Origin of the sequence: Gilvimarinus sp. 2_MG-2023, from assembly GCF_030547685.1 — a bacterium.
GTDB lineage: Bacteria > Pseudomonadota > Gammaproteobacteria > Pseudomonadales > Cellvibrionaceae > Gilvimarinus.
In genome coordinates this window covers 1-19788 of the sequence record NZ_JAUOQM010000018.1, presented here as the reverse complement: position 1 = coordinate 19788, position 19788 = coordinate 1, and the positions used below count along the sequence as shown (strand labels likewise).

The following is a 19788-nucleotide window of genomic DNA, read 5'->3' as shown; positions in this document are numbered from 1 at the left end:
CCTCAAACAAGCAAATGATAACGATTATCAGCTATAAGGTAAAGCTACCAGCCCATTCTTTACCCAAGCTTACGGCCAGATTGTCATCAACGTTCACCTTTAGCCAAGTTCACTTGAACGGCCTCTTGATCGACAAAGCCCTGCTGGCGTCGAATAGCCACCAGCAACTCGTCATCGGCGTAGGCGCAACCGGTGGTACCCGGATCAAGTTGCGCTGCTTTGGCGGCCATTGCAGCGCTATGACCTTCACCCTGCTGCAATCGTGCCAGCATGGGCTGATAACCTGGCGGCCAGGCTTGAACGTCATTAAAGCTGGTGCGCAGCGCCCGCAAAATGCCCATGCCGGCAAAATCTAAATCGCCCCAGAAGTGCACGGGGTATTGTGTGTTTTGGCTAAACCAGAAGGTTTCAAACAACACCCGACTGGCCTCGCTGGCCTGAGTGTAGGCAAACACCGCTTGGCCTTGTGTGCGAATGCGCTCGGCACTGAGGGCAAAACCCGAGCTATACACCAGTGCGTAGCGGGTTTGTGGTTGCCCGGCCAAACTCAAGAAGGTGTCTTGGTTTTCAATAAACAACACTTGAGCAAAGCGCTCGGGCAAATGCGCGCTGACCAACAGCGGGCGCGGTAAAACCCAGTGCGCCAATTCAGGGTAAAGCTGTTCCACCCACGCGCCGTGGCGATCCAACACCTTGGAGTTGCCGCGAAAGCAGCGCGCTGAGAGCTGGCGCAGTGTCATAGGCGCGCATAACTCTCGGCCGATCGCGAGCAGGCCGCGCAGGGTTTGTTCGGCGCCCAATTCGGGAATGCGAATTAAATGATCGGTTAAATGGTTTTTCAATGCGCCGTCGGCCAGGCGCTCCAGCTCTTTGTGCCACACCAGGGCATAGGGATCGAGCGCCGGGCGGTTTAACCACTGGCGCAAGCGCTCTTCGCAATCGGGCACCAGCCACAGCTGGGCGCCCTCGTAGGCTTCCTGAAAAGGTTCGACCTTGGCTTTTTTAATAGTTAGCAGCTGGCAGTCTTTATCCAGACTCTCCACCAGCGCCCATAAAAAGTTTGTGTCTTCATTAAAATCAAAAAGCTCGGCAGCAGTTTTAGCGCTGACTTTCAGGCTGGGTTTCACTCCGCGTTCGAGTTTATCCAGCAGACTGTGCAGCAATCTTTGAATTAATGGCTCATCCAGCCACACCGGTTTTTGCGCCGCGCTTTTCATTTAGCTTTCAAACTCTTCCATAAAATCCAACATGGCTTGATGGCGCACCGTCTTGCGATGGTTTTGCCACAGCGTGCGAATTTTGTCTTGGTTACAGGCTTTGCGATCCACCAGCACGCGGGTGTTTAACTCGCCAATGGGTTGCGCCGTGGGGCATTTACTGAATACAAATTGATTGCTGATTAAATCCATAAACGGGCCGGACTTACTGCTGGGCATAATAAACAGTAGTTGCAGGCCTAATGTTTCGGTTAAGTAATGAATAACCTCGCGCGAGCGGTTTTCATCCATTTTAGAGAAGGCTTCATCCACCAAAACCATACGCAGATGGTTATCGCCTTCGTTAAAACGAAAAGCGCTGGTAACAGCCGCAGAGCGAATAATATAGGCCGGAGTTTCCAGCTGGCCGCCGGAGCCCGTGCCGTATTGACTCAGGGCGATGGCCGCTTTGCCCTCGGGCTCTTTGTAAATTTCGTAGTAGCGGTAATTGCGGTAATCGCTAATGCGCGACAATTCGCGCAGTGCCACTTGCTCGTCTTTATCGAGCAGCATATCGAGCATACGATCGCGCACCTGGCAGGCTTTATCCGACAGCTCAGCCTCAAACAAGCTGGTGCCATCGCCCAGGTTGGGCACGGCGATGACCTCGGTAAAAAAGCGCCAGTAATCTTTAAATTCGGGCACCCACGAGTAGCCGAAATAAAAACGCTCGCGATCGGCGCCAAAGCGGTGGTGCTCCAGCTCTTTGTTGAGATCTTTAAGCGTGCGCTCACCGTCTTTTACCGCCTGATAAATCGAGTGGCATAAGTTAGTGACAAAAGCGGTGTTAAAACTGTCGCGCAATTCGGCCAACTGTTCGTGTTTATCCACCAATACATTATTTTTAAGGCGGTTAAACAGTGACCCAACTTCATTGCCCATCGCCAATACCCGGCGGAAACATTCAATGCCGTGCGCTTCACCCAGGCCGGTATCGTATACAACCGCATCGTGTTTATGACAATGTTGGTTGTGCTGCAAAATAGCGCTGTGCAGAGCGCGCTCGTGAGCCACTAATTGCTGTTTTAAGGTTTCGATATTATCGATGAAGGTAAAATTATCGGCCGCCTGTTCCGCAGCTTGAGAGGCGTTGCCAATGGCGTTTTCAACATCCAGCTCTGGATAGTGATCGGCCATTAAGTAGACGGCCTGCTCGGCATCGTCTTGAGTTTCGGCCAGAGCATCTTGCGCATCGGCCAGCTGATTTACCTGGCGGGCGATGGTGCGCTCGCGCTCTTTTAGCTTGCCCGCCTCTTCCAATATGTTGCGATGGTTTTCTTCTTCGGCCCGGTAGTTCTGTTTTAGGTCGGCCAGCTCTTGCTCTAAATCATTAAAGTCGGTTAAATCCAGCTGCGCCAGTGCGCGTTCGGCGCCTTGAATACTGCGGTGGCACTCCATCATGGCGGCAATGGCTTCACCGCAATGCACCGGCTGAATTTTATCCACCAGTTCTACAATACGGGCCAACTGTTGATAGTTTTGCTCGCACTGCTGGGCGTCTTCCAGCAGTTGTTCGCACTCGCGTATTTTGGCTTTGAGCGCGCGCTCGCGAGCGTGTTGGCCAAACACCAGCTCACTGTCATCCAAGTCGCAGCGCCACATGCTGTAGTTACCGCTGCCCAAACCTTCGGGAGTAATACCACGGGCGGTTTGGCGCAGTGCTTCGGCATCGTCTACGCGCAATACGTTGCCGTAGGAGGCGCGCAGATAATACTCGGCGGTTTTATGGCTAAAAGCCATAACGTCGAGAATGGAGCCGGCCGGTGACTGCCAGCGCTCGGCATCGCGGCGCGCTTTTTCGCCCTGAATAACCCGCGCTTTGTTGCGCCGCCCCCCTGGCATAGCGCGCACCAAGCGCATAGCTTCCGCCTCGTACTCCGGCTCCACCACAATCGAAAAGCGCGTGCCGCCTAAGTAACCCTCAATGGCCATTTGCCAGTGGGCATCGAGCACATCAACATAGTCACATAACACACAGGGCTGGGCACCCGGCAGCGCTTGTTCAATCGCCTGCAGAGCCGCTTCCACATAGGGCGGGTAGTTCACTTTTTGGCTTTGCAGTAAAGCCACGTCTTTTTGTTTTTGTTTCAGTTTGCTATTGGTGTCCTGACGTTTGCGTTCGGCCTGCCCTAGCAGCTGCGCGATTTGTTCGCGCAGGCTCTGCCCCGTGGTGCTGAGCGCATCGCTGTGCAGCGCCTCGGCCCACTGTAAATGTTCGGTTTCGGCGGCTTTAATCTGGGTGACATCACTCTCTAGTTGTTCAATGCCAACCCAATCTTTGTTAACCAGCTGGCCTAAATCCACATCCACCTGAGATGCGGTTGCCACCACTTTTTGCCCAAGTTGACGCAAGGCTTTACTGTCGAGTGCAGGAATATCCACCCCCAGCGAGCATTGGCTAAGCTGCTGTAACAATTGCTCGCTGGCCTGCACATTGCGTTGTAATTGCTGGCTTTGCTCGTGCACGGGACGCGCTTTGCCAGCCAAATCACGTGTGCTATTAGCAATGGCCTGTTCCAGCTCATCTTTGGTTTTTAAGGCATCAATACCCTGGCGCTTGGCCTCTAGCGCCACTTGCGCGTCGTGAAACTGGCGGCGGCGATTGTCACTGTCGCGCTCGGCCAATTCATTGGCGGCTATCTGCTCGTGAATATTTTTTTGTTCGGCTTTGGCGCTGAGGTAACCGCGCTGCGTAGCTTTTACCTGGCGAGTCGCCTCACTGTATTCGGCCAATTGCCGCTCGACCCATGTATCCACATAGTGCCTGGAGCAATCGCGTGCACCTTCTAAGGTGGTAATGGAGTCGCGAATGGCGCGGGTGTCTGATTCCATTTGATGAATGGTTTTCATCAAATCCGACACATTGCGAATGGCATCGCCCAAATCGCGCGGTTCCAAAATCTCCCGGGCAACAAAATCGGTAATACTCTTTACCGGCTTGTAAGCCATAAAGTTGGCAAAGGTACGCGCGGCGTGCTTTGCTTCGCGATCGGATACCGCATCTTTACGGCCGCGCAATGCCCCGTACAGGCGCCGCAGATAGGCGCCTTTTTTATCGTACTGCTCGACAGCGCCGGCTCCGTACTCTTTTTTCAGTAGCGTGACTACATCGGTCAGTGGTACGACATGTTTACCGTCTTTATAGCTTTTCACAAAATGCGACAAGCTGAGCTGCTCGCCAGGCACGACTAAAAACAACAACTCATCCAGTCGCGCTTGTTTTTGACTGCCAGCACTGTCCAGATGTGCCCGCACACACATTACCGCGGTGAAAGGCTCCCCGCTCTCGCCCTGGGTGGGGTGAAAAATACCGGCCACGTAACCGTCTACCGTCCAGGGCCTGGCGTAGCTGCCATCGTCGCAGCCCAACACATAAGAGGCCAGGGTGCGCACTTGCTTACCGCCGCGCCCGCGCTGGGTGGTTTCATCTTGCCCCGGGTTGTAATTAAACAAATTTTCGTGGGCGGCCGTCATCAAGGTTTGAATGGCATCGGCGGCGGTGGTTTTACCCGAGCCGTTGCCACCGGAGAATAAATTAATCGGGCCAAACTCAAACTCTAATTGTGGAATATTGCCCCAATTGACGAAAATACCGCGCTTTAAAAACATCAGTCGGTTGCCTCGTCAGTGGTTGGGATTATCAACGTCTCAGCGTTGTCAGACTCCACCGCAACGGTGTCATCAGTGGCCAGGGTCTGCAATACCTCATCACTGACAAAACTGGTGATGCCCGGCTGAATAGAAATCCAACTCTCGTCGCTATCGAGGTCGTCTTCCAGTTGGTATTGGATTAAACGCAGTTGCTTTAAGCGGCGAAACAATTGTTTGCGCTCGACCAATCCCTCGGGCAGGGAGCGCTTGAGTAAGTTATTCATCGCAATGGCCAACCCCTCCAGCGACAACATGGCCCGGCCTTTTTCATCCACCTGCCCTTCGCGCAGATTTTTCTGATACTCAGCGCGCAGCACCAAAATAACAGCGACCTCTTGCTGGCTGGGGCGCATCCGAAAGCCATTATTAAATGGGCTGTTATCGTCATCGGCCACACCGGGCACCTCGGCGCCGGGTGGGAATACTCGCACAAAAGCGAATTGTCGATCGTGCTGTAGCCTGACCCCAATAACGGCGAGGTACTCTTCGACCAGAGCCGAACACTGTAGATAGCGGTCGTAGAGGCTGGCCTCGGTTTGGCTTTCATCCCGGCACAACACGCCGTAATCGAGTAAGCGTATCATTAACTCGGAAAATTCCTGCCGCGATAATTGTAAAGGGGCCAGTACTTCGTTTAAGTAGTCGTCTAACATAGTTACTCGTGTGCGCTTTGTTCACTAAGCGAAATTAAAAATTCGTCGGCTTCGGTAAAAAAATCTGTATGTAACGTTTTACCGGTTGGCTCCACATGGAATGCTTGTTCACTGGATAGATTATTGTGCGATGCCACCTCGATAATGTGCGCCATGGCTAACAGGTCGCGAGCACTGTCAATGGGCAGGTGCCGGGTGGATATTTGCCGGCCATCGCGCAGGGACTTTTCCACATAATGGCGCAGTCCCGAATTGTCCATAGCAAAGGCTTGATCCAGCATTTGTTGAATTAACAGTTCGCGCTCGGCTTCGCTGTCGAGCGGTGGTTGTTCGGCGACCTGGGTGTTAACCAGAGCTGCTTTGCGGCGCTCTTGTAAGCGCATAGCCGCCGGATCGATTAATTGCACGCGCATACCGGCCATGGCATTGGCCGCTCGCCCTAACCGCTCATTCATAGCCGACTCACTTAACTCGGCCAACTGCTGACAGATATCAACTAAGTCATTATTGTTTTGACTGTTTAGGTAGCTCAACTGGCGAATAATTATATCCGCCCGCTTGGTAAAGCTGTGCAGCGCCCGGCGCAGAGCGGGCAGCATAATTTCTGCCGCATTGCCCATACGTTTTTCAATAGTATCGAGAATGGTCCACAATACCGATTGCCCCGGCAGCGCCAACTCGGGAATTTGGCGACGCAATTGACGCTCAACTTCCGCTTTGTACTCTTTAGGTTTGCGGCGAATTTTAGCAATCGCTTTGCCGATTTGATCGCGGTGTTTTTCGACGCTGTCAGCCGACAAGCGCACCGCCACATCGGGCTGAAAGCGTTTTTCCATAAACTCAAAAAACTGATCGGTGGCCTGCTGCACCAATTGCTGCGACTCCACCTCGCGCACCAGCTCGCGCTTGCGTTCTTCTAGCTCGGAGATGACATCGGTAAAGTCGGTAACAATGCGCTCGGAATATTCAAAAGCATCGAGTAAATCGTGTACTTCACCGCGGTTATGAAAAGCATCCAGCGCATTGAGAGTATTGCGGGTGTTGCGGTGGCGGGTACGAATACGGGTGGTGTCCGACTCCACTAATGGCTGAGTGAATAAACGCCCCAACCGGCTAAAAGGGTAGGTTGACTGCAAGGTGGCGGTATCGACTTGTTTTTCCAGCCAGCCACTGTCGAGCAGTTGCTTCATCACCCACTGAGCTTTTTCCCGCAAGGATTTAAAACGCTGCGGACTGTCGCCAATCTCGTCCGATTCGTGCACTACTTCTTGGGGGGCACGCGCCAGTGCTTCGGTCAAAATTTCCAACAGCTGATCGCGCGATAATGCGTGACCGTAATCGGCGTTGGAACTGTACAGGCGCTCGTACAGTAAGCACAAACACTGGGCGATAGACTCGCGGTATTTACCGGTTAGCGGCTTAAAAAAGTCCTGGCGTTCGGGGGTAAAAAACATGTGCGAATATTTGCTTATTTATTGATCGGCAGTAGATCTTTATCAACCGCTCGATATTTGGGTGCGGCAGGCTTTGGGCTATTGTGACGGCGCACTTGCCCTGTTGCAATCAAATTATTGCTTTATAAGTTGCGAGCGCTTAATATACGAAACATATACATATCATATATTGAAATTTAGGGCCGATCATCTTTATGGGTATTGTTAAAATTTCCGACCAAATGCACGACCATCTTCGCTCCGCCAGTCAGGTGATGGAGCGCTCTATCAATGCTCAGGCCGAGTTTTGGATGAAAATTGGTCGCCAGGCAGAAAGAAACCCCACGCAAACCTTTAGCGAAATCATACAGCGAGCACTGCAAGCGCAGGAACAACAAAATCATGAATAGAGTTATTTTAAAGGGGCCCGATGCCATCGCCAAAATGCGCCGTGCCGGTCAATTACTGGCGCAAGTGTTCACCGAACTTGACCACAGAATGTTGCCTGGCGTTACCACCATGGCTATTAATCAGTGGGTGGAGCACTATATTCGTCACGAGCTGGCCGCTAGACCGGCAAGCCTCGGGCAGTACGACTACCCCTATAGCTTAAACGCCTCTCCGAACCATGTGGTATGCCACGGCTTTCCCACAGAGACACCCATGCAGGAAGGCGATATCGTCAATATCGATATTACCCTCGAAAAAGATGGCTATATTGCCGATTCCAGTAAAACCTACTGTATAGGTCAGGTTTCATCTGGCGCGCAAAAGTTGGTCGACGCGACCTATACCGCCATGTGGCAAGGCATTAAGGCGGTTAAACCCGGCAACACATTAGGCGACATCGGCCACGCCATCGACACCTACGCTCGCCAACAGGGCTACAGTGTGGTGTTGGATTATTGCGGCCACGGCATTGGCCAACAAATGCACGAAGCGCCCCAGGTATTACACAGCGGCCGTGCCGGCACGGGCCTAACCTTAAAGCCAGGAATGACTTTTACCATTGAGCCGATGATCAACCAGGGCCGCAGCGCCACCCGCACGCTGAGAGATCAGTGGACAGTGATCACTCAAGATAAACAGTTATCGGCTCAGTGGGAGCACACCGTACTGGTGACGCCCACCGGCGTAGAGGTGTTAACACTGCGCCCGGAAGAGGCACAAAGAAATAGCGCACTCGGTTAGGGGCAGGGGTAACTCGCCGCCTGCCCGGTCACGGTTTCCCACAGAGCCTTAAGCAGCGAGGTTTCGTCGTCCGTATCTTGAGTTAACTCCCACACCATAATCCCACAGGTGTGGGTTTCGGTTAATGCGGCTTTGGCGCGAATAGTGGGCAAACCGTTGTAGTAATCATTACCCACCCGACTGCGGCAAGCATTATTAGGGTCAGCCGCCACCAAGTCTTTGTATTGTGCATAAGAGGGGCGCGCGTAAAAAGGCACACCAAGCACCGTCTTTTCGCGGCTTAGCCCACGAGCCTGCCAATATTCCACCGCCTCATGGGCATACGCCAAACTGGAGTGGTGCTCCTGATCGTAATTGTCGTAAGCCATGATATTGAGAAAATCCACCCATTCAAAAACCTCTGGGTCAATATACTGCCCCGCCCAATCACCGGAACCGACCACCGCAGCCGTTAAGTAGTGCGTGTCCGGCAGCGCATCCAGAGCGACCCGCAGCTCTTGCATAAGCGCAAGATAGCCGATTTTTTCGGCAGGGTTGTCCGGGTGCTCCCAATCCATATCGACACCGTCAAGCTGAAACTCCTGAACCATCGCCACCACGGCTTCGACAAAACGTGTGCGGGTTTCCGGCTTGGCCGCCAAAGCCGCAAAGGCGCTGTCATCCCCTCCATTCCAACCGCCCAGAGCAATACCAACCTTTACACCCACCCCGTGGGCCATGGTGACTAAAGCACTTAAGCGGTTTTCACTTGCCTCCCCCATGGGCTTTAATCGGCCATCGGCCTCGGGCTGAGCAAACGAGTAATTGATGTGGGTTAAATACTGCAATTGAATTCGGGTTAACTCACCCTGCCAGGAGGGAACATAGCCCACTCTATATTTTCCGGCGGGACAGGCTGTAACATCTGTGTGCAGCGATGACGAACTCAGGTGGTTAACACTGACGGTGCTCTGGCCTGCGGTGTTTTCACCCGGACTTCCGCACCCGGATACAAAAAGTAAACTCAAGAACCATAGTGCCACATGATTTTTGTACATTTATTATTTCCTCACCGGGTATGCCGCAAGGTAACCCTCGACACACCCTCGCCAACAATGTTAATTACCGGACCAGAAGCTTCCAACTCATTTAGATACTTTATATCACAATTAATATTATTAACGGGTAGATATTACCATTCTTTTTCACCCATGCCCCTGCAGGAGCCAACCAGCAGCTGCCCTGCGGGCGCCCCATCTGTGGGCAGCCTTAATTATTCCGCACCACAAACGTTACTCATGGTTACACCCAGCCGCACCAAAAAAGGTTTTATATTTCCTTAAAGCACCAGATTACCACCTTCTAATTCCCTTATAGAATATAAATAAATATAAGGCGCATTTCATAATAAATTAATATAAAAACCGTAACTTAAAGTAGCGCTCGAGTAACACAGGAGTAACATAATTCCGTAGAATAGCTCTCGTACTCAAGAGACGGGGTACTTTTCGAATACGTTTTACTTTATTGGCATTTATGAGGACTTGTTCATGTTTACTTTTTCTAAACGCAACACACTTACAACTCTTATAGCGGGCATTTCACTCGCCGCATCGGTATCTGCGTCAGCCGCCGTACGCTACGTAGACGGCACGGTAGAGTCTGTCGATTACGAGACCAAGAGCTTCACGATCATTGAAGCTCAAACAGGTGAAATCAACACCTATAACTTTCCTGGCCGCCCTAAGATCGACATTGACGGTCGCAAGCAGCGCTCTATGTCAGCACTTGAGGCAGGCCAAAATGTTGTATTGCGCCTTCGCACCGAAGAGAAAGCCGAAGAGAAAAGCGCTCACCACCTCGTGAAAGGTGAAATTTTAGAAATTAATCGCAGTCAAGGCTTGGCTCTTATTCGCCCACTTAACGGTACCGCACCACGTGTGGTTGAATTACCGAGCGATGTAGCCATCTCAGGTCTGCACTCTGGCGCCGGCGTTGAAGATTTGAAAGAAGGTCACCTGGTGACCCTGAAGTACACAAGCCTATAAGTATTCGATCGCAAAGCAATAAATTAGATATAAGTAAGAACAGCCAAAAAAATGCCCTCATAAAAATGCCCGGCTCTGTGAGCCGGGCATTTTTTATTGCAAGTTATTAACCGTAAGCTGTCAGTGGATTGTCACACCGCCCTACCCGCACCGCGTAACATCGCCTGAATTAATTCATCCACATCAAATTTTGTTAGGGCTTCATTGGCGCCAACCTGATGCGCTTGGCTGACACTGATTTCGCTAGAAATTGAGGTATGCAAAATAATGTAGGCTTGGGCCAGTGCAGCGTCATCCCGAATCGCAAAAGCCAACTCATAACCATCCAGACCCGGCATTTCAATATCACTCACCAATAGATCAATCGGGTGCCCAGCTTGCGCCTCGGTCCGCATGATATCCAAGGCCTCTTGACCATTAGCGGTAATTTGGAAGCTGACGCCGATACTCTTAAGTGCGTCCGATAGCTGTTTGCGGGCAACGGAGGAGTCATCCACTACCAATATATTTAACGCTTGTAGCACGTCTGCTTGCTCTTGGGGCAGTACTTGCGTCGACTCGCTGGTTTCTAACCCAAACAACTTGGCGAAGATATGCTCAACATCCACCAGTTGCACCAGTTGATCATCCACCTTGGTAACACCGGTGACGCAAGCACTGCGCCCTAAGCTTTTAGGAGGTGGCTCAATGTCACTCCAGTTGCAATCGACAATACGATCCAGCGAGCGCACTAAAAAACCAATGGTTTTGCGCTGACAATCGGTAATAATGATGTAGCTATCGCGATATTCGTCTGCAGCTAGAGGTCTACTGCCTATGGCCAGGGCCATGTCGACAACGGGCATGGTGACCCCGCGTATATGGGCTGTCCCCAAAACCGCTGGGTGCTGCTCGGGCAGTTGCGTGAGCTCAACGAAAGGTACGATTTCTTTAATTTTCAGAGTGCCCAGAGCAAAACGCTGCTTGGGAGTCAGCCAAAACAGCAATATACCTTGAGAAATCGTTTTGGCTTTCATGGAATTCTCCATTAGAGAGGATTACCTATTACATTCGATGACAGCTGTCACTATCGATTAATAGCCGCTATTGGTAAATACTATCTACCGGCAAATAGTATCTATCGGTCAATATAGCATTGTCTTTAGCCCACGGCACCGACCGACTCAGTTTTATCGGATGGCACTTGGTACACCCTTATTTGAATATCAGCCTGGTCTATTAATGGCCCGGCACTGAACAGACGCTCTTGCTGTTGTCGATTAGTACTCCAGTAGTGCGGTGTCATTTTCAGTAGATTTTCTATTTGCTCGGCCGACTCCAGCTGTAAGGGAATAGTGACTGTTCGCTGTTGCAGCTGCTCAAAACCGGAAAAATACTGTTCAGGCTTATCGCTCTCATAGCTTCGCACCTCATCGTATAAACGGTTGCGCAATTCACTTAGGTGCGACTCGGTAGGGCCCACATAGATCATATAGCCTCCGGGCTTAGTGACCCGGGCAAACTCTGTGGGTTCTACTCGGCAAAAAATCGAGAGTACAGCATCAAAACTGGCGTTCATATACGGCATATCAGCGACACTGGCAATGCACCAGGGCATGGATTTGCGGCGCCGACTACACGCCATAATACCCTCTTTAGAAATATCCAAACCGGCCACCTGTAAGCCGCGCTCTGACAATGCAGTGCTGTAATAGCCTTCACCACAACCGGCATCGAGCAAGCTACTAATACCGTACTGACCACAGACCTCTGCTAAAGCGTCAACTAAAGGAGCGTAAAAACCCGCATTCAAAAATTGCTGGCGAGCTTCGATCATCATTTTATTATCGCCGGGCTGTTTTGAAGCCATGCGGTGCGAAAGCAATAAATGCACATACCCTTTTCGCGCCTTATCAAAATTATGGCCCTCCGCGCACACGTAACTATTACCCTCTAATTGCAAAGGGGACTGGCATACGGGACATCGATACTGAAACCAAAATTCTGTCACTCAGACCTCAATAACTCTTATTTAAAAAATATCGATTCAAACCGGGCATGGCACCCCTGAATCGCCTGTTATATGATTGACATCTAACTCTAAGGGGTTGGCACAAAAAAGGCACCAACAATAACGTTACAGGACGACAATATGGGCACTTCCGCAATCATTCTGCTAGCCATGACCGCATTTTTCGCCATCCGAGGCTATTTTACCGGAACTTATGGCTCCCTTGTGCGGACGATTTCTTTTCTAGGCGCTTATGGCGCGGCCTTTTACTTTTCCAAGCAGGCCGCCCACCAAGTCAAGCAAAACACACCCCTGGATGGCATATTAGCCTACATTGTCGGCGGCATGGCGGTTTTCATTGTGGCCATGGTCGCCATTCGAATTGTATTTTGGGTGCTGGCCAAAATGACACCGGGCGGTGATCGCAAACCCAGCCAAGTATCGCGCATGGGCGGACTGGTCATTGGCGGGATTATCGGTGGTTTTATCGGATTATTGCTTGTGTATTTGCTGGGCATTTACACCTCCGCCAAAGAAGCTAACGCACCAGATTATGCCACCACCGCCAAGCAAGCTGACCCTGTGGACCGAATTGCCAAAAGTGCTGTTAGTAAGTCTGTCGGGGCCATTATGTCCGCCAGCGGCGCCAATGAAAGAAACATAAAGCTGACCGAAAGCTTTGTTGCCAACCCCGTCGACAGCGTCGACCGTGTTACCCGAGTCACCCAAAGTCCGGATTTACAATCACTGTTAAAAGATCGCCGCTCTCAACGCTTACTTAAACAGGGTGATATTGATGAGCTGATGAAAGTACCTGAATTTCGCCGATTGATGAATGATCAAGATATGCGCGAACTTATGGCAGCTTCAGGACTGGATGTTAACGATGAAGACTCGGCCCGCCAAACGGCACAGAAAATTGCCCAAGGCTGGCAGCGTATTGACGCTGTGAAAAACGATACACGTGTACAAAAAATCATTAACGATCCAGAATTTCAGCGCAAGCTACAAGCGGATAATAAACTGGGCTTGCTGACCAGCCCCCAATTAAACCAGCTAGCAGAAATTATTTTCGTAGAGACAGCAGGCTCTGCCGGGGTGTTGGCGGGGTCGGATAATTACAAGATTCAAGACGTTAAAGCGGGTGAAAGTGCTGACTACAACTCGGACTCTGAAGGCACCATCTACCGCCATGTGGATGAAAACGGCAAAGTGCAATATACCGACAAACCTGTCGATTAATGGCCTAGTGACACGCTACTTCAGGAGTGTAAATAGACAAGCAATAAACAAGGCAGCCCAACGTGGGCTGCCCAACCAAGTTTAATCGACAATACGATCGACTCGGCCATTATCAAAATGTACCACACGGGTATTAAAGCGATTTCTCCAGTACTTCCACTCATCATTTTCGACCGAATGGGTTTCGTGAGCTGGCGGATAACCACGAGCTAATAAAACCGCCGCCTTGCTCATCCCCTCTCGCACATCTCCGGCCTCAATGGCCTCGCGCTCAGCAGCACTAAAGCTAGACAAGCTCACTTTGCTTTTGGCAAAGTAGCGATCAAATATCTCCGACATACCAGTTTGTGTGTATTTCTCGACGTTGATTAGAACAAGATCGGCACCATCATCCAGCAGCGTAAATTCAACGACCTTGCCTCCTATGTCCCGCACCTTAATTTCGGAGTTAATGGGTAACAACCGCTCCACTGCGTAATTTACAGTTTCGTGTTCACTCCGATAAATCCATAAATTGCGCTGAGTGTAATAAGTCTCACCCACACTAGACTTCAACTCACCTGGCACACTGGAAAAACAACCCGCCAGTAATGCCGCTAGGCTGGCAAGGATCGTAAGCTTAATAAACCGCTTCATAATCATCTCCTTTGCTATGTAGGAACCTAAAAAATGCTTAACCTTCCGGAAAATATATTGTAGTGACTCAAACGCTAAAAGCAAAAAAGCCCTCCGGTTAGGGAGGGCTTTTTTATGGGCAAGCAAGTCGCAACCGATTAGGGCAGCAAGTGCTTAACTCCGTCGCGCTCTTCTTTCAGTTCGTTCTCGGTGGCTGACATTTTCTCTTTCGAGAAATCATTCAGCTCAATGCCTTGAACGATTGACCAGTCGCCATCTTTACACACGCACGGGAAGCCGTAGATCAGCCCCTCGTCAATGCCGTAAGAGCCGTCTGAGTAAACACCCATAGTGACATAGTCACCTTCTGGTGAACCCAGCGCCCAATCGCGCATGTGGAAGATCGCAGCGTTAGCTGCCGATGCTGCCGAAGAAGCACCGCGAGCCTTGATGATGGCCGCGCCACGTTGTTGTACGGTGGGGATAAAGTCGTTTTCGTACCAGCTTTGCTCAATCAGCTCCATAGCATTGGTGCCAGCCACAGATGTGCTGTGAACGTCTGGGTACTGAGTCGCTGAGTGGTTACCCCAAATGATCACGTTCTTCACGTCGTTGAGGCTCTTACCGGTTTTTTCAGCCAGCTGGCTGATGGCGCGGTTGTGATCCAGACGCATCATGGCGGTGAAGTTACGTGGGTCCAGATCCGGCGCATTGCGCTGGGCAATCAGGGCGTTGGTATTGGCGGGGTTGCCGACAACCAGCACTTTAACATCGCGCGAGGCGTGATCGTTCAAGGCCTTACCCTGAACAGAGAAAATAGCAGCGTTGGCTTCGAGCAAATCTTTGCGCTCCATGCCCGGGCCACGTGGGCGAGCACCCACTAACAGGGCGTAGTCAGCGTCTTTAAAGGCTACGTTTGGATCGTCGCTGCAAACCATGCCGGCCAACAGAGGGAAGGCACAATCGTCCAGCTCCATGGCAACACCCTTGAGGGCTTCCAGAGCCGGGGTGATTTCCAGCATTTGCAGAATCACTGGCTGATCTTTGCCCAGCATTTCGCCAGCGGCGATGCGGAACAACAGGGAGTAGCTGATTTGACCAGCTGCGCCGGTAACGGCAACACGTACAGGTGCTTTCACGATAGATCTCCGTAGTTTGCAGGTGGCCGCGGGATGGCCGCTATCCGCCTGTCAATTAAGTAGAACCGTTATGCGAACTGACAAACCCGCCTTTGCCCCACTTTCCCACACACGGTCGGCGCGGGTATCGGCATCGGCTGAGCTTGTGGGATAAATCCACAGCACGGTGACGGGCGGGTATTATAGGCTATTGAGAGAAAATTTCATCCATTGCCGTAAAACTCCCCCTATTAAGCACCCCGGCGGCGATGCAGAGAAAACCACAGACACCCTTGAGCCATTGCACCGCAAGCCAACATAGCCAGCATTACCACAGGCAAGGTATGGGGCAACAACCCGGACAGAGCGCTCATCACCCCGGCCCCACCGAACTGAAAAGCCCCCAGCAAAGCCGCTGCCGCCCCGCCGTTGTGAGGGAAATGCTCCATATAACAAGCCTGTAGATTGGGCGACAGCGCCCCGTGAGCACCAATGGTCAGCATCATGGCGGGCAAAAACACCCATATCGACCCATGCATAAGCGCGCAAATCACCAAGCACAACAGCCCTACCCCCTGTAGCGCCGTTGCACCGCGCAAAATCGCAATTGAACTAAAGCCGCGAGTCAGCAAAAAACGATTAAACAAATTACAGCTGAACATGGCCACAATATTGGCGCCAAACATCAGGGCAAAAGTGTCGGCCGAACGGCCAAAGTGGTTTTGATAAATAAAAGAACTGTGGGTAATAAACACCATCATTACCGAAAAAGCTCCCACCTGCCAAAGCAAGTACACCAATGCAGGCCGGGTAGCGAACACCGCCCCATATGCACGAAGCAACCCCGGACGAGGCTGTGTAGTGGCAGCTTTAGCTGCCGGCGCACCAACCGTATCACCCGCCAGCACCATCAGCAAAACCGGTATCAACAAAAGCGCATAAGCCGCCATAAAAACAAAGATACCCATCCAGGGACCTACTTTAAGCAGCAAACTGCCCACGCTCGGTGCAATGGCAGGTGCCGCCACCAGAATCAGCCCTAGCAGTGAAAACAGCTTGGCGGCTTCCTGGCCACTAACCCGGTCGCGCACCATAGCGGGCACCGACACCAGCACCCAGCCCGCCCCCACCGCTTGCAAAGCACGCCCCGCCAAAAAATGCGGCAGCGTGTGCAAGTACACCAATAGCGCACTGGCCAGAGCAAACAAGCCCAAACCGGCGAACAGTACCGGTTTGCGGCCCAATTGGTCCGATAGCGGGCCACCGATCAGTTGCCCTATAGCCAGAAAAAAAATATACACCGACACACTGACCGCCACCGCCTGGGACGACACACCCAAATCCTGCGCAATCGCAGGGAAAGCGGGTAAGTAAGTGTCCAGTGAGAACGGACCCAGCATCATCGCCGCAGCCAAGGCGACCACGAGCGTCAGCGGGATAGAGGAACTGCGATAGGGCATAACGGGCCAAGCAAGAATGGAAGAAGTAACTCAGCGGCTATTATAACCTCCGAAATAACGGGTGCCGCAGGTCTTTGCACTACCTTGCAATTTTGCCAGTTGAAACGGAGAACGGAGAACGGAGAACGGAGAACGGAGAACGGAGAAAATTAACGACCAGACACAAAAAAGGCAAGCCATTGGCTTGCCTTTTTAAGGTGAAACAAAGTGCTATTTAGATAGCAACGATGTTCTCAGCCTGTGGGCCTTTTTGGCCTTGAGTTACGGTGAACTCAACTTTTTGGCCTTCGGCCAAAGTTTTAAAGCCAGAACCAGAAATTGCACTGAAGTGTGCGAAAACGTCTGGACCAGACTCTTGCTCGATGAAACCAAAGCCTTTAGATTCGTTGAACCACTTAACGGTACCAGTAGTAGTAGACATAATAGATATCCTGTAAAAAATATATTAAAGATGCCTTGTCAGGGCATGTGTAGCGTGAAAACAGGCGGAACTTTAATACCAACAGGACGATGTACTACAAGAATGCAACGTAATGAAGACTGTACAAAGAGGCTTACTTTCTAGCTACGACCAAGTTATAGAGAATCCACACCCAAGTCAAGCTTTATTTAGTAAAACACCCCAAAGACCCTTTCCCTGATGTTATTAACCTTTACCAATAACCCTTCACAACCTATTTCTACCATAGAATCCATTGAGCTTGCTATCCACTACCGGAAAAAAATAGACAAAAAATAGCACCTCCGATAAAAATGCCGCCCAAATCACAAACCTTGTCGATAATTGCGCCAAAAAAGCAACCCGGAACCGTCCGGAGCCAAGCGCTATCAACGACTTACCCCCTACAAACTGCAAAGCGCAGCGAGCTTAAAAGCATATACAGAGTCTGTTATATAACCTTCTTCATAAGCCAGCACCGGAGATAAGTCGCTCCTCGCCCAGAGCGCCAAACCTAACCAACCTCTTCAGCAACTGCTGCCTGTGCTTTTCGGGTTAAGCCAATCACTATCTCTCCACTGTATCCGTCGAGGGCATCCCAATACCGAATTTAGCGGGTCCATTAAAGCGGCGGGAATTACAGCGCCTGCCAACAACCGCGGGTTATGTGATGGCAGCTCAACCTGGCAGCCCCTCGAACTCCGGCACCTCCCCTAACTCCCCATCCCAACCAGCTTTGCTTGATGAAAAAATGTGCGCGGTTGGCGCCATAGAAAGTTTAGAATCCAGGCACCCTGCTGGTACAACGAGTAACCCTGCGCTCTGAGTATTCGGCAGCGCTGAACCACAGAGCTTACAAAAGCTTTTGCTATGACGAGTACCTGGAAGCGTAAAAGAAGTCACAGCATCCGCCCCCGACCGCCAGACCAATTTAGCTGACTGCGAGAATAGGTTTGCCGCATAAGCCGAACCCGTATCTTTTTGGCAATGCTGACAATGACACAGGTAAAAGCTATCAAAGTCACCTTTTAGCTCAAAGCTCACAGTGCCGCACAAACAAGAACCGAAATAATCAGACATCAGAATCTATTCCATGGCCAGCGAATGAAGTATGCAAATCATGCGTGCTATCACCCCGTGAGAAAAAGTCAGAATTCACAATTCAAGACCTAACCCTTTTTCCCACACGAGGGAAATGATGACAATATTAAACGCCATGGTTCGTGATAATCAGCCGTGGATGGAGGCATATATTAGCCAAAGATAACGTTGCTGAAGGCTTGATTTTAATCACAGTCACTTGTTAGACACGATTAATGTAATCATCAATAGCTTGCTTAGTATTTTCAGAAAAGGCATGTTTTTTTCTAAATTCTGAATCATAGAAGCCAAATGATTTAGTAACGAAGTCTATTCCAGACTTAAATACTGTTGGACTTATATTTTCATAGTACTCTATAAATCCTTTTGATTTTTCCAAAACTAAATCTATATCTTCTATATGCTTATATTTTTTTGGATTGAGATCATTTAAAAAAAGGGTTGTGATTCGATCATCACCAGGAAGGTTTGGGAATCGTATACCAAGATATCTTTTTAGTGATTCTCTTGTGATAGGTTCACGCAAGATGGTCTCCTTACTGCGAATCGATTTAACTTCATCCCTTGCCTTTTCTCTAGCTTTTCCGTCTTCTATTCCTTCGATACTTTCATCTATCTTAGCTTTCTCGACAACTTCTAATTCTTTTTGACGTGCGAGCTCATTTCTTTTATTTTCTAAATTTATTTTTACTGCAAGTAAATCGCTTTCTACTTTGGCGTTGCATGCGTTTCTTCCGCCATTAGGATACGATGTGGCTCGCATTAACCCCCACTGCACCCATGGATATCCAAGTGCTGCTGCAACTGCAAAGCCTAAAGGCATCCAAAACAAAGAAACAAGACAAGTATTAGTCTCAAAATATTCTATACGCGAAAGCGCATCTACCTCAGAAAAAAGCAGATAGTAAATTTCTTTCCAATTGGCAGCCAAAAAAGATAGCGAGAAGTACCCGAAAATAGGGGCACGAATCCGAGCAACCCAAACATCGAAAATCTCTTTGATATCACCCATAGTAGTGCCTAACAGCTTATTATTGTGCGAGTTGAACAATGCGCCTGGTAATCTATCTTTTTTAGAATAATTTTAGAAATCATTTACAACTCTCTATTCAGACTATAATTTTTATCAAATTGGCGCATTATTTCGAGTTTAAAAGTGAGCCGGCTTTCATTACAGTTCTCACTGTCAATTTAAATCGTTCTATAATTGAATTGAGATACAGGCTTGGCGGTTCTTTATAGTTGCCAGATAAACGCAGATAAACAGAAGGGACAAGTGCCCGCACACCACTCCCGATGCACTTATTTACCTCACCTTCCAACTGGCTAGCCTACTGATTTGTGGAGATCAATCATAACCCCACAAAACCTGTAAAACACTTGAGGAAAATAGTGCCATGGAATGGCCAGTTTGGCAACAGGCATGGCTGAGGTCGGACGTCTGACGCCTGACGCAACAACAAAAGCTCGCTACGAAGTCCCCTTCCCCATCTCATCCAGCCGGATTCGAGTTAATTTTGTGGGTTAATTGCACATGGAGGTGCAATTAAGGAAAAGCGCTGGGAAGCGATTTTTTCCGACCCTCAAAATTGGCTTGAATTCGGGAACCCGA

At 50.3% G+C, this 19788-nt stretch carries 17 protein-coding genes and 1 pseudogene; 4 read left to right on the top strand and 14 right to left on the bottom strand.

The genetic code is table 11. The features are described from left to right. Positions 1–86 precede the first annotated feature (86 nt). Genes Q4526_RS02905 through Q4526_RS02890 form a run of 4 tightly spaced genes read right to left on the bottom strand, consistent with a single transcriptional unit; the run spans position 87 to position 7014 of the window. Entirely contained in the window at positions 87–1217 is a 1131-nt protein-coding gene (locus tag Q4526_RS02905) for a Wadjet anti-phage system protein JetD domain-containing protein (RefSeq protein WP_215975399.1), read from the bottom strand. Beyond that, entirely contained in the window at positions 1218–4865 is a 3648-nt protein-coding gene (locus Q4526_RS02900) for an ATP-binding protein (protein ID WP_215975398.1), read from the bottom strand. It abuts the gene before it with no gap. Next, positions 4865–5560, bottom strand: a complete 696-nt coding sequence (locus tag Q4526_RS02895; protein ID WP_215975397.1) for a DUF4194 domain-containing protein — start codon at positions 5558–5560, stop codon at positions 4865–4867. The genes Q4526_RS02900 and Q4526_RS02895 overlap by 1 nt, the downstream gene beginning before the upstream one ends. Positions 5561–5562: 2 nt before the next feature. Beyond that, the gene (locus Q4526_RS02890; protein ID WP_215975396.1) at positions 5563–7014 is read right to left on the bottom strand and encodes a Wadjet anti-phage system protein JetA family protein; all 1452 of its coding nucleotides are present in this window, start codon (positions 7012–7014) and stop codon (positions 5563–5565) included. A gap of 194 nt (positions 7015–7208) precedes the next feature. Between Q4526_RS02890 and Q4526_RS02885 the strand changes: the two genes are divergently transcribed. After that, positions 7209–7403, top strand: coding sequence for a ParD-like family protein (locus tag Q4526_RS02885; protein ID WP_215975395.1), 195 nt, complete (start codon positions 7209–7211; stop codon positions 7401–7403). After that, positions 7396–8184 carry a type I methionyl aminopeptidase gene (map, locus tag Q4526_RS02880; RefSeq protein ID WP_215975394.1) on the top strand — a complete coding sequence of 263 codons (789 nt, stop codon included), beginning with the start codon at positions 7396–7398 and terminating at the stop codon, positions 8182–8184. The genes Q4526_RS02885 and map overlap by 8 nt, the downstream gene beginning before the upstream one ends. On the opposite strand, the gene Q4526_RS02875 is transcribed toward map, so the two are convergent. Continuing rightward, entirely contained in the window at positions 8181–9221 is a 1041-nt protein-coding gene (locus Q4526_RS02875; protein WP_215975393.1) for a glycosyl hydrolase family 18 protein, read from the bottom strand. The two genes, map and Q4526_RS02875, sit on opposite strands and share 4 nt — an antisense overlap. A gap of 492 nt (positions 9222–9713) precedes the next feature. Between Q4526_RS02875 and Q4526_RS02870 the strand changes: the two genes are divergently transcribed. Next, on the top strand, positions 9714–10211 hold the full coding sequence (locus Q4526_RS02870; RefSeq protein ID WP_215975392.1) for a hypothetical protein: 498 nt from the start codon (positions 9714–9716) through the stop codon (positions 10209–10211). 131 nt (positions 10212–10342) lie between these two features. Here the strand turns inward: Q4526_RS02870 and Q4526_RS02865 are convergent, their stop codons facing one another. From Q4526_RS02865 to Q4526_RS16465, 3 genes and pseudogenes are all read right to left on the bottom strand, one after another. Continuing rightward, complete coding sequence (locus Q4526_RS02865) at positions 10343–11227, bottom strand: chemotaxis protein (protein WP_215975391.1); 885 nt, start codon at positions 11225–11227, stop codon at positions 10343–10345. 125 nt (positions 11228–11352) lie between these two features. Beyond that, complete coding sequence (locus tag Q4526_RS02860) at positions 11353–12030, bottom strand: methyltransferase domain-containing protein (protein ID WP_215975390.1); 678 nt, start codon at positions 12028–12030, stop codon at positions 11353–11355. 45 nt (positions 12031–12075) lie between these two features. Continuing rightward, positions 12076–12201, bottom strand: a pseudogene (locus tag Q4526_RS16465) (putative RNA methyltransferase); the annotation flags it as partial. A gap of 141 nt (positions 12202–12342) precedes the next feature. Between Q4526_RS16465 and Q4526_RS02855 the strand changes: the two are divergent. Further along, the gene (locus tag Q4526_RS02855) at positions 12343–13443 is read left to right on the top strand and encodes a CvpA family protein (RefSeq protein WP_215975389.1); all 1101 of its coding nucleotides are present in this window, start codon (positions 12343–12345) and stop codon (positions 13441–13443) included. Positions 13444–13524: 81 nt separating this feature from the next. On the opposite strand, the gene Q4526_RS02850 is transcribed toward Q4526_RS02855, so the two are convergent. The 6 genes from Q4526_RS02850 to Q4526_RS02825 form a co-directional block, all read right to left on the bottom strand. Then, on the bottom strand, positions 13525–14079 hold the full coding sequence (locus Q4526_RS02850) for a DUF2845 domain-containing protein (protein WP_215975388.1): 555 nt from the start codon (positions 14077–14079) through the stop codon (positions 13525–13527). 137 nt (positions 14080–14216) lie between these two features. Beyond that, a complete protein-coding gene (locus Q4526_RS02845) occupies positions 14217–15197 on the bottom strand; it encodes a malate dehydrogenase (protein WP_215975387.1) in 981 nt (326 codons plus the stop codon). Positions 15198–15427: 230 nt separating this feature from the next. Further along, complete coding sequence (locus Q4526_RS02840) at positions 15428–16636, bottom strand: multidrug effflux MFS transporter (RefSeq protein ID WP_215975386.1); 1209 nt, start codon at positions 16634–16636, stop codon at positions 15428–15430. 214 nt (positions 16637–16850) lie between these two features. Further along, positions 16851–17057, bottom strand: a complete 207-nt coding sequence (locus Q4526_RS02835) for a cold-shock protein (protein ID WP_215975385.1) — start codon at positions 17055–17057, stop codon at positions 16851–16853. Between the two features lie 696 nt (positions 17058–17753). Further along, on the bottom strand, positions 17754–18155 hold the full coding sequence (locus Q4526_RS02830) for a GFA family protein (RefSeq protein WP_215975384.1): 402 nt from the start codon (positions 18153–18155) through the stop codon (positions 17754–17756). A gap of 223 nt (positions 18156–18378) precedes the next feature. Beyond that, positions 18379–19188, bottom strand: a complete 810-nt coding sequence (locus Q4526_RS02825; protein WP_215975383.1) for a hypothetical protein — start codon at positions 19186–19188, stop codon at positions 18379–18381. Positions 19189–19788: the final 600 nt, after the last annotated feature.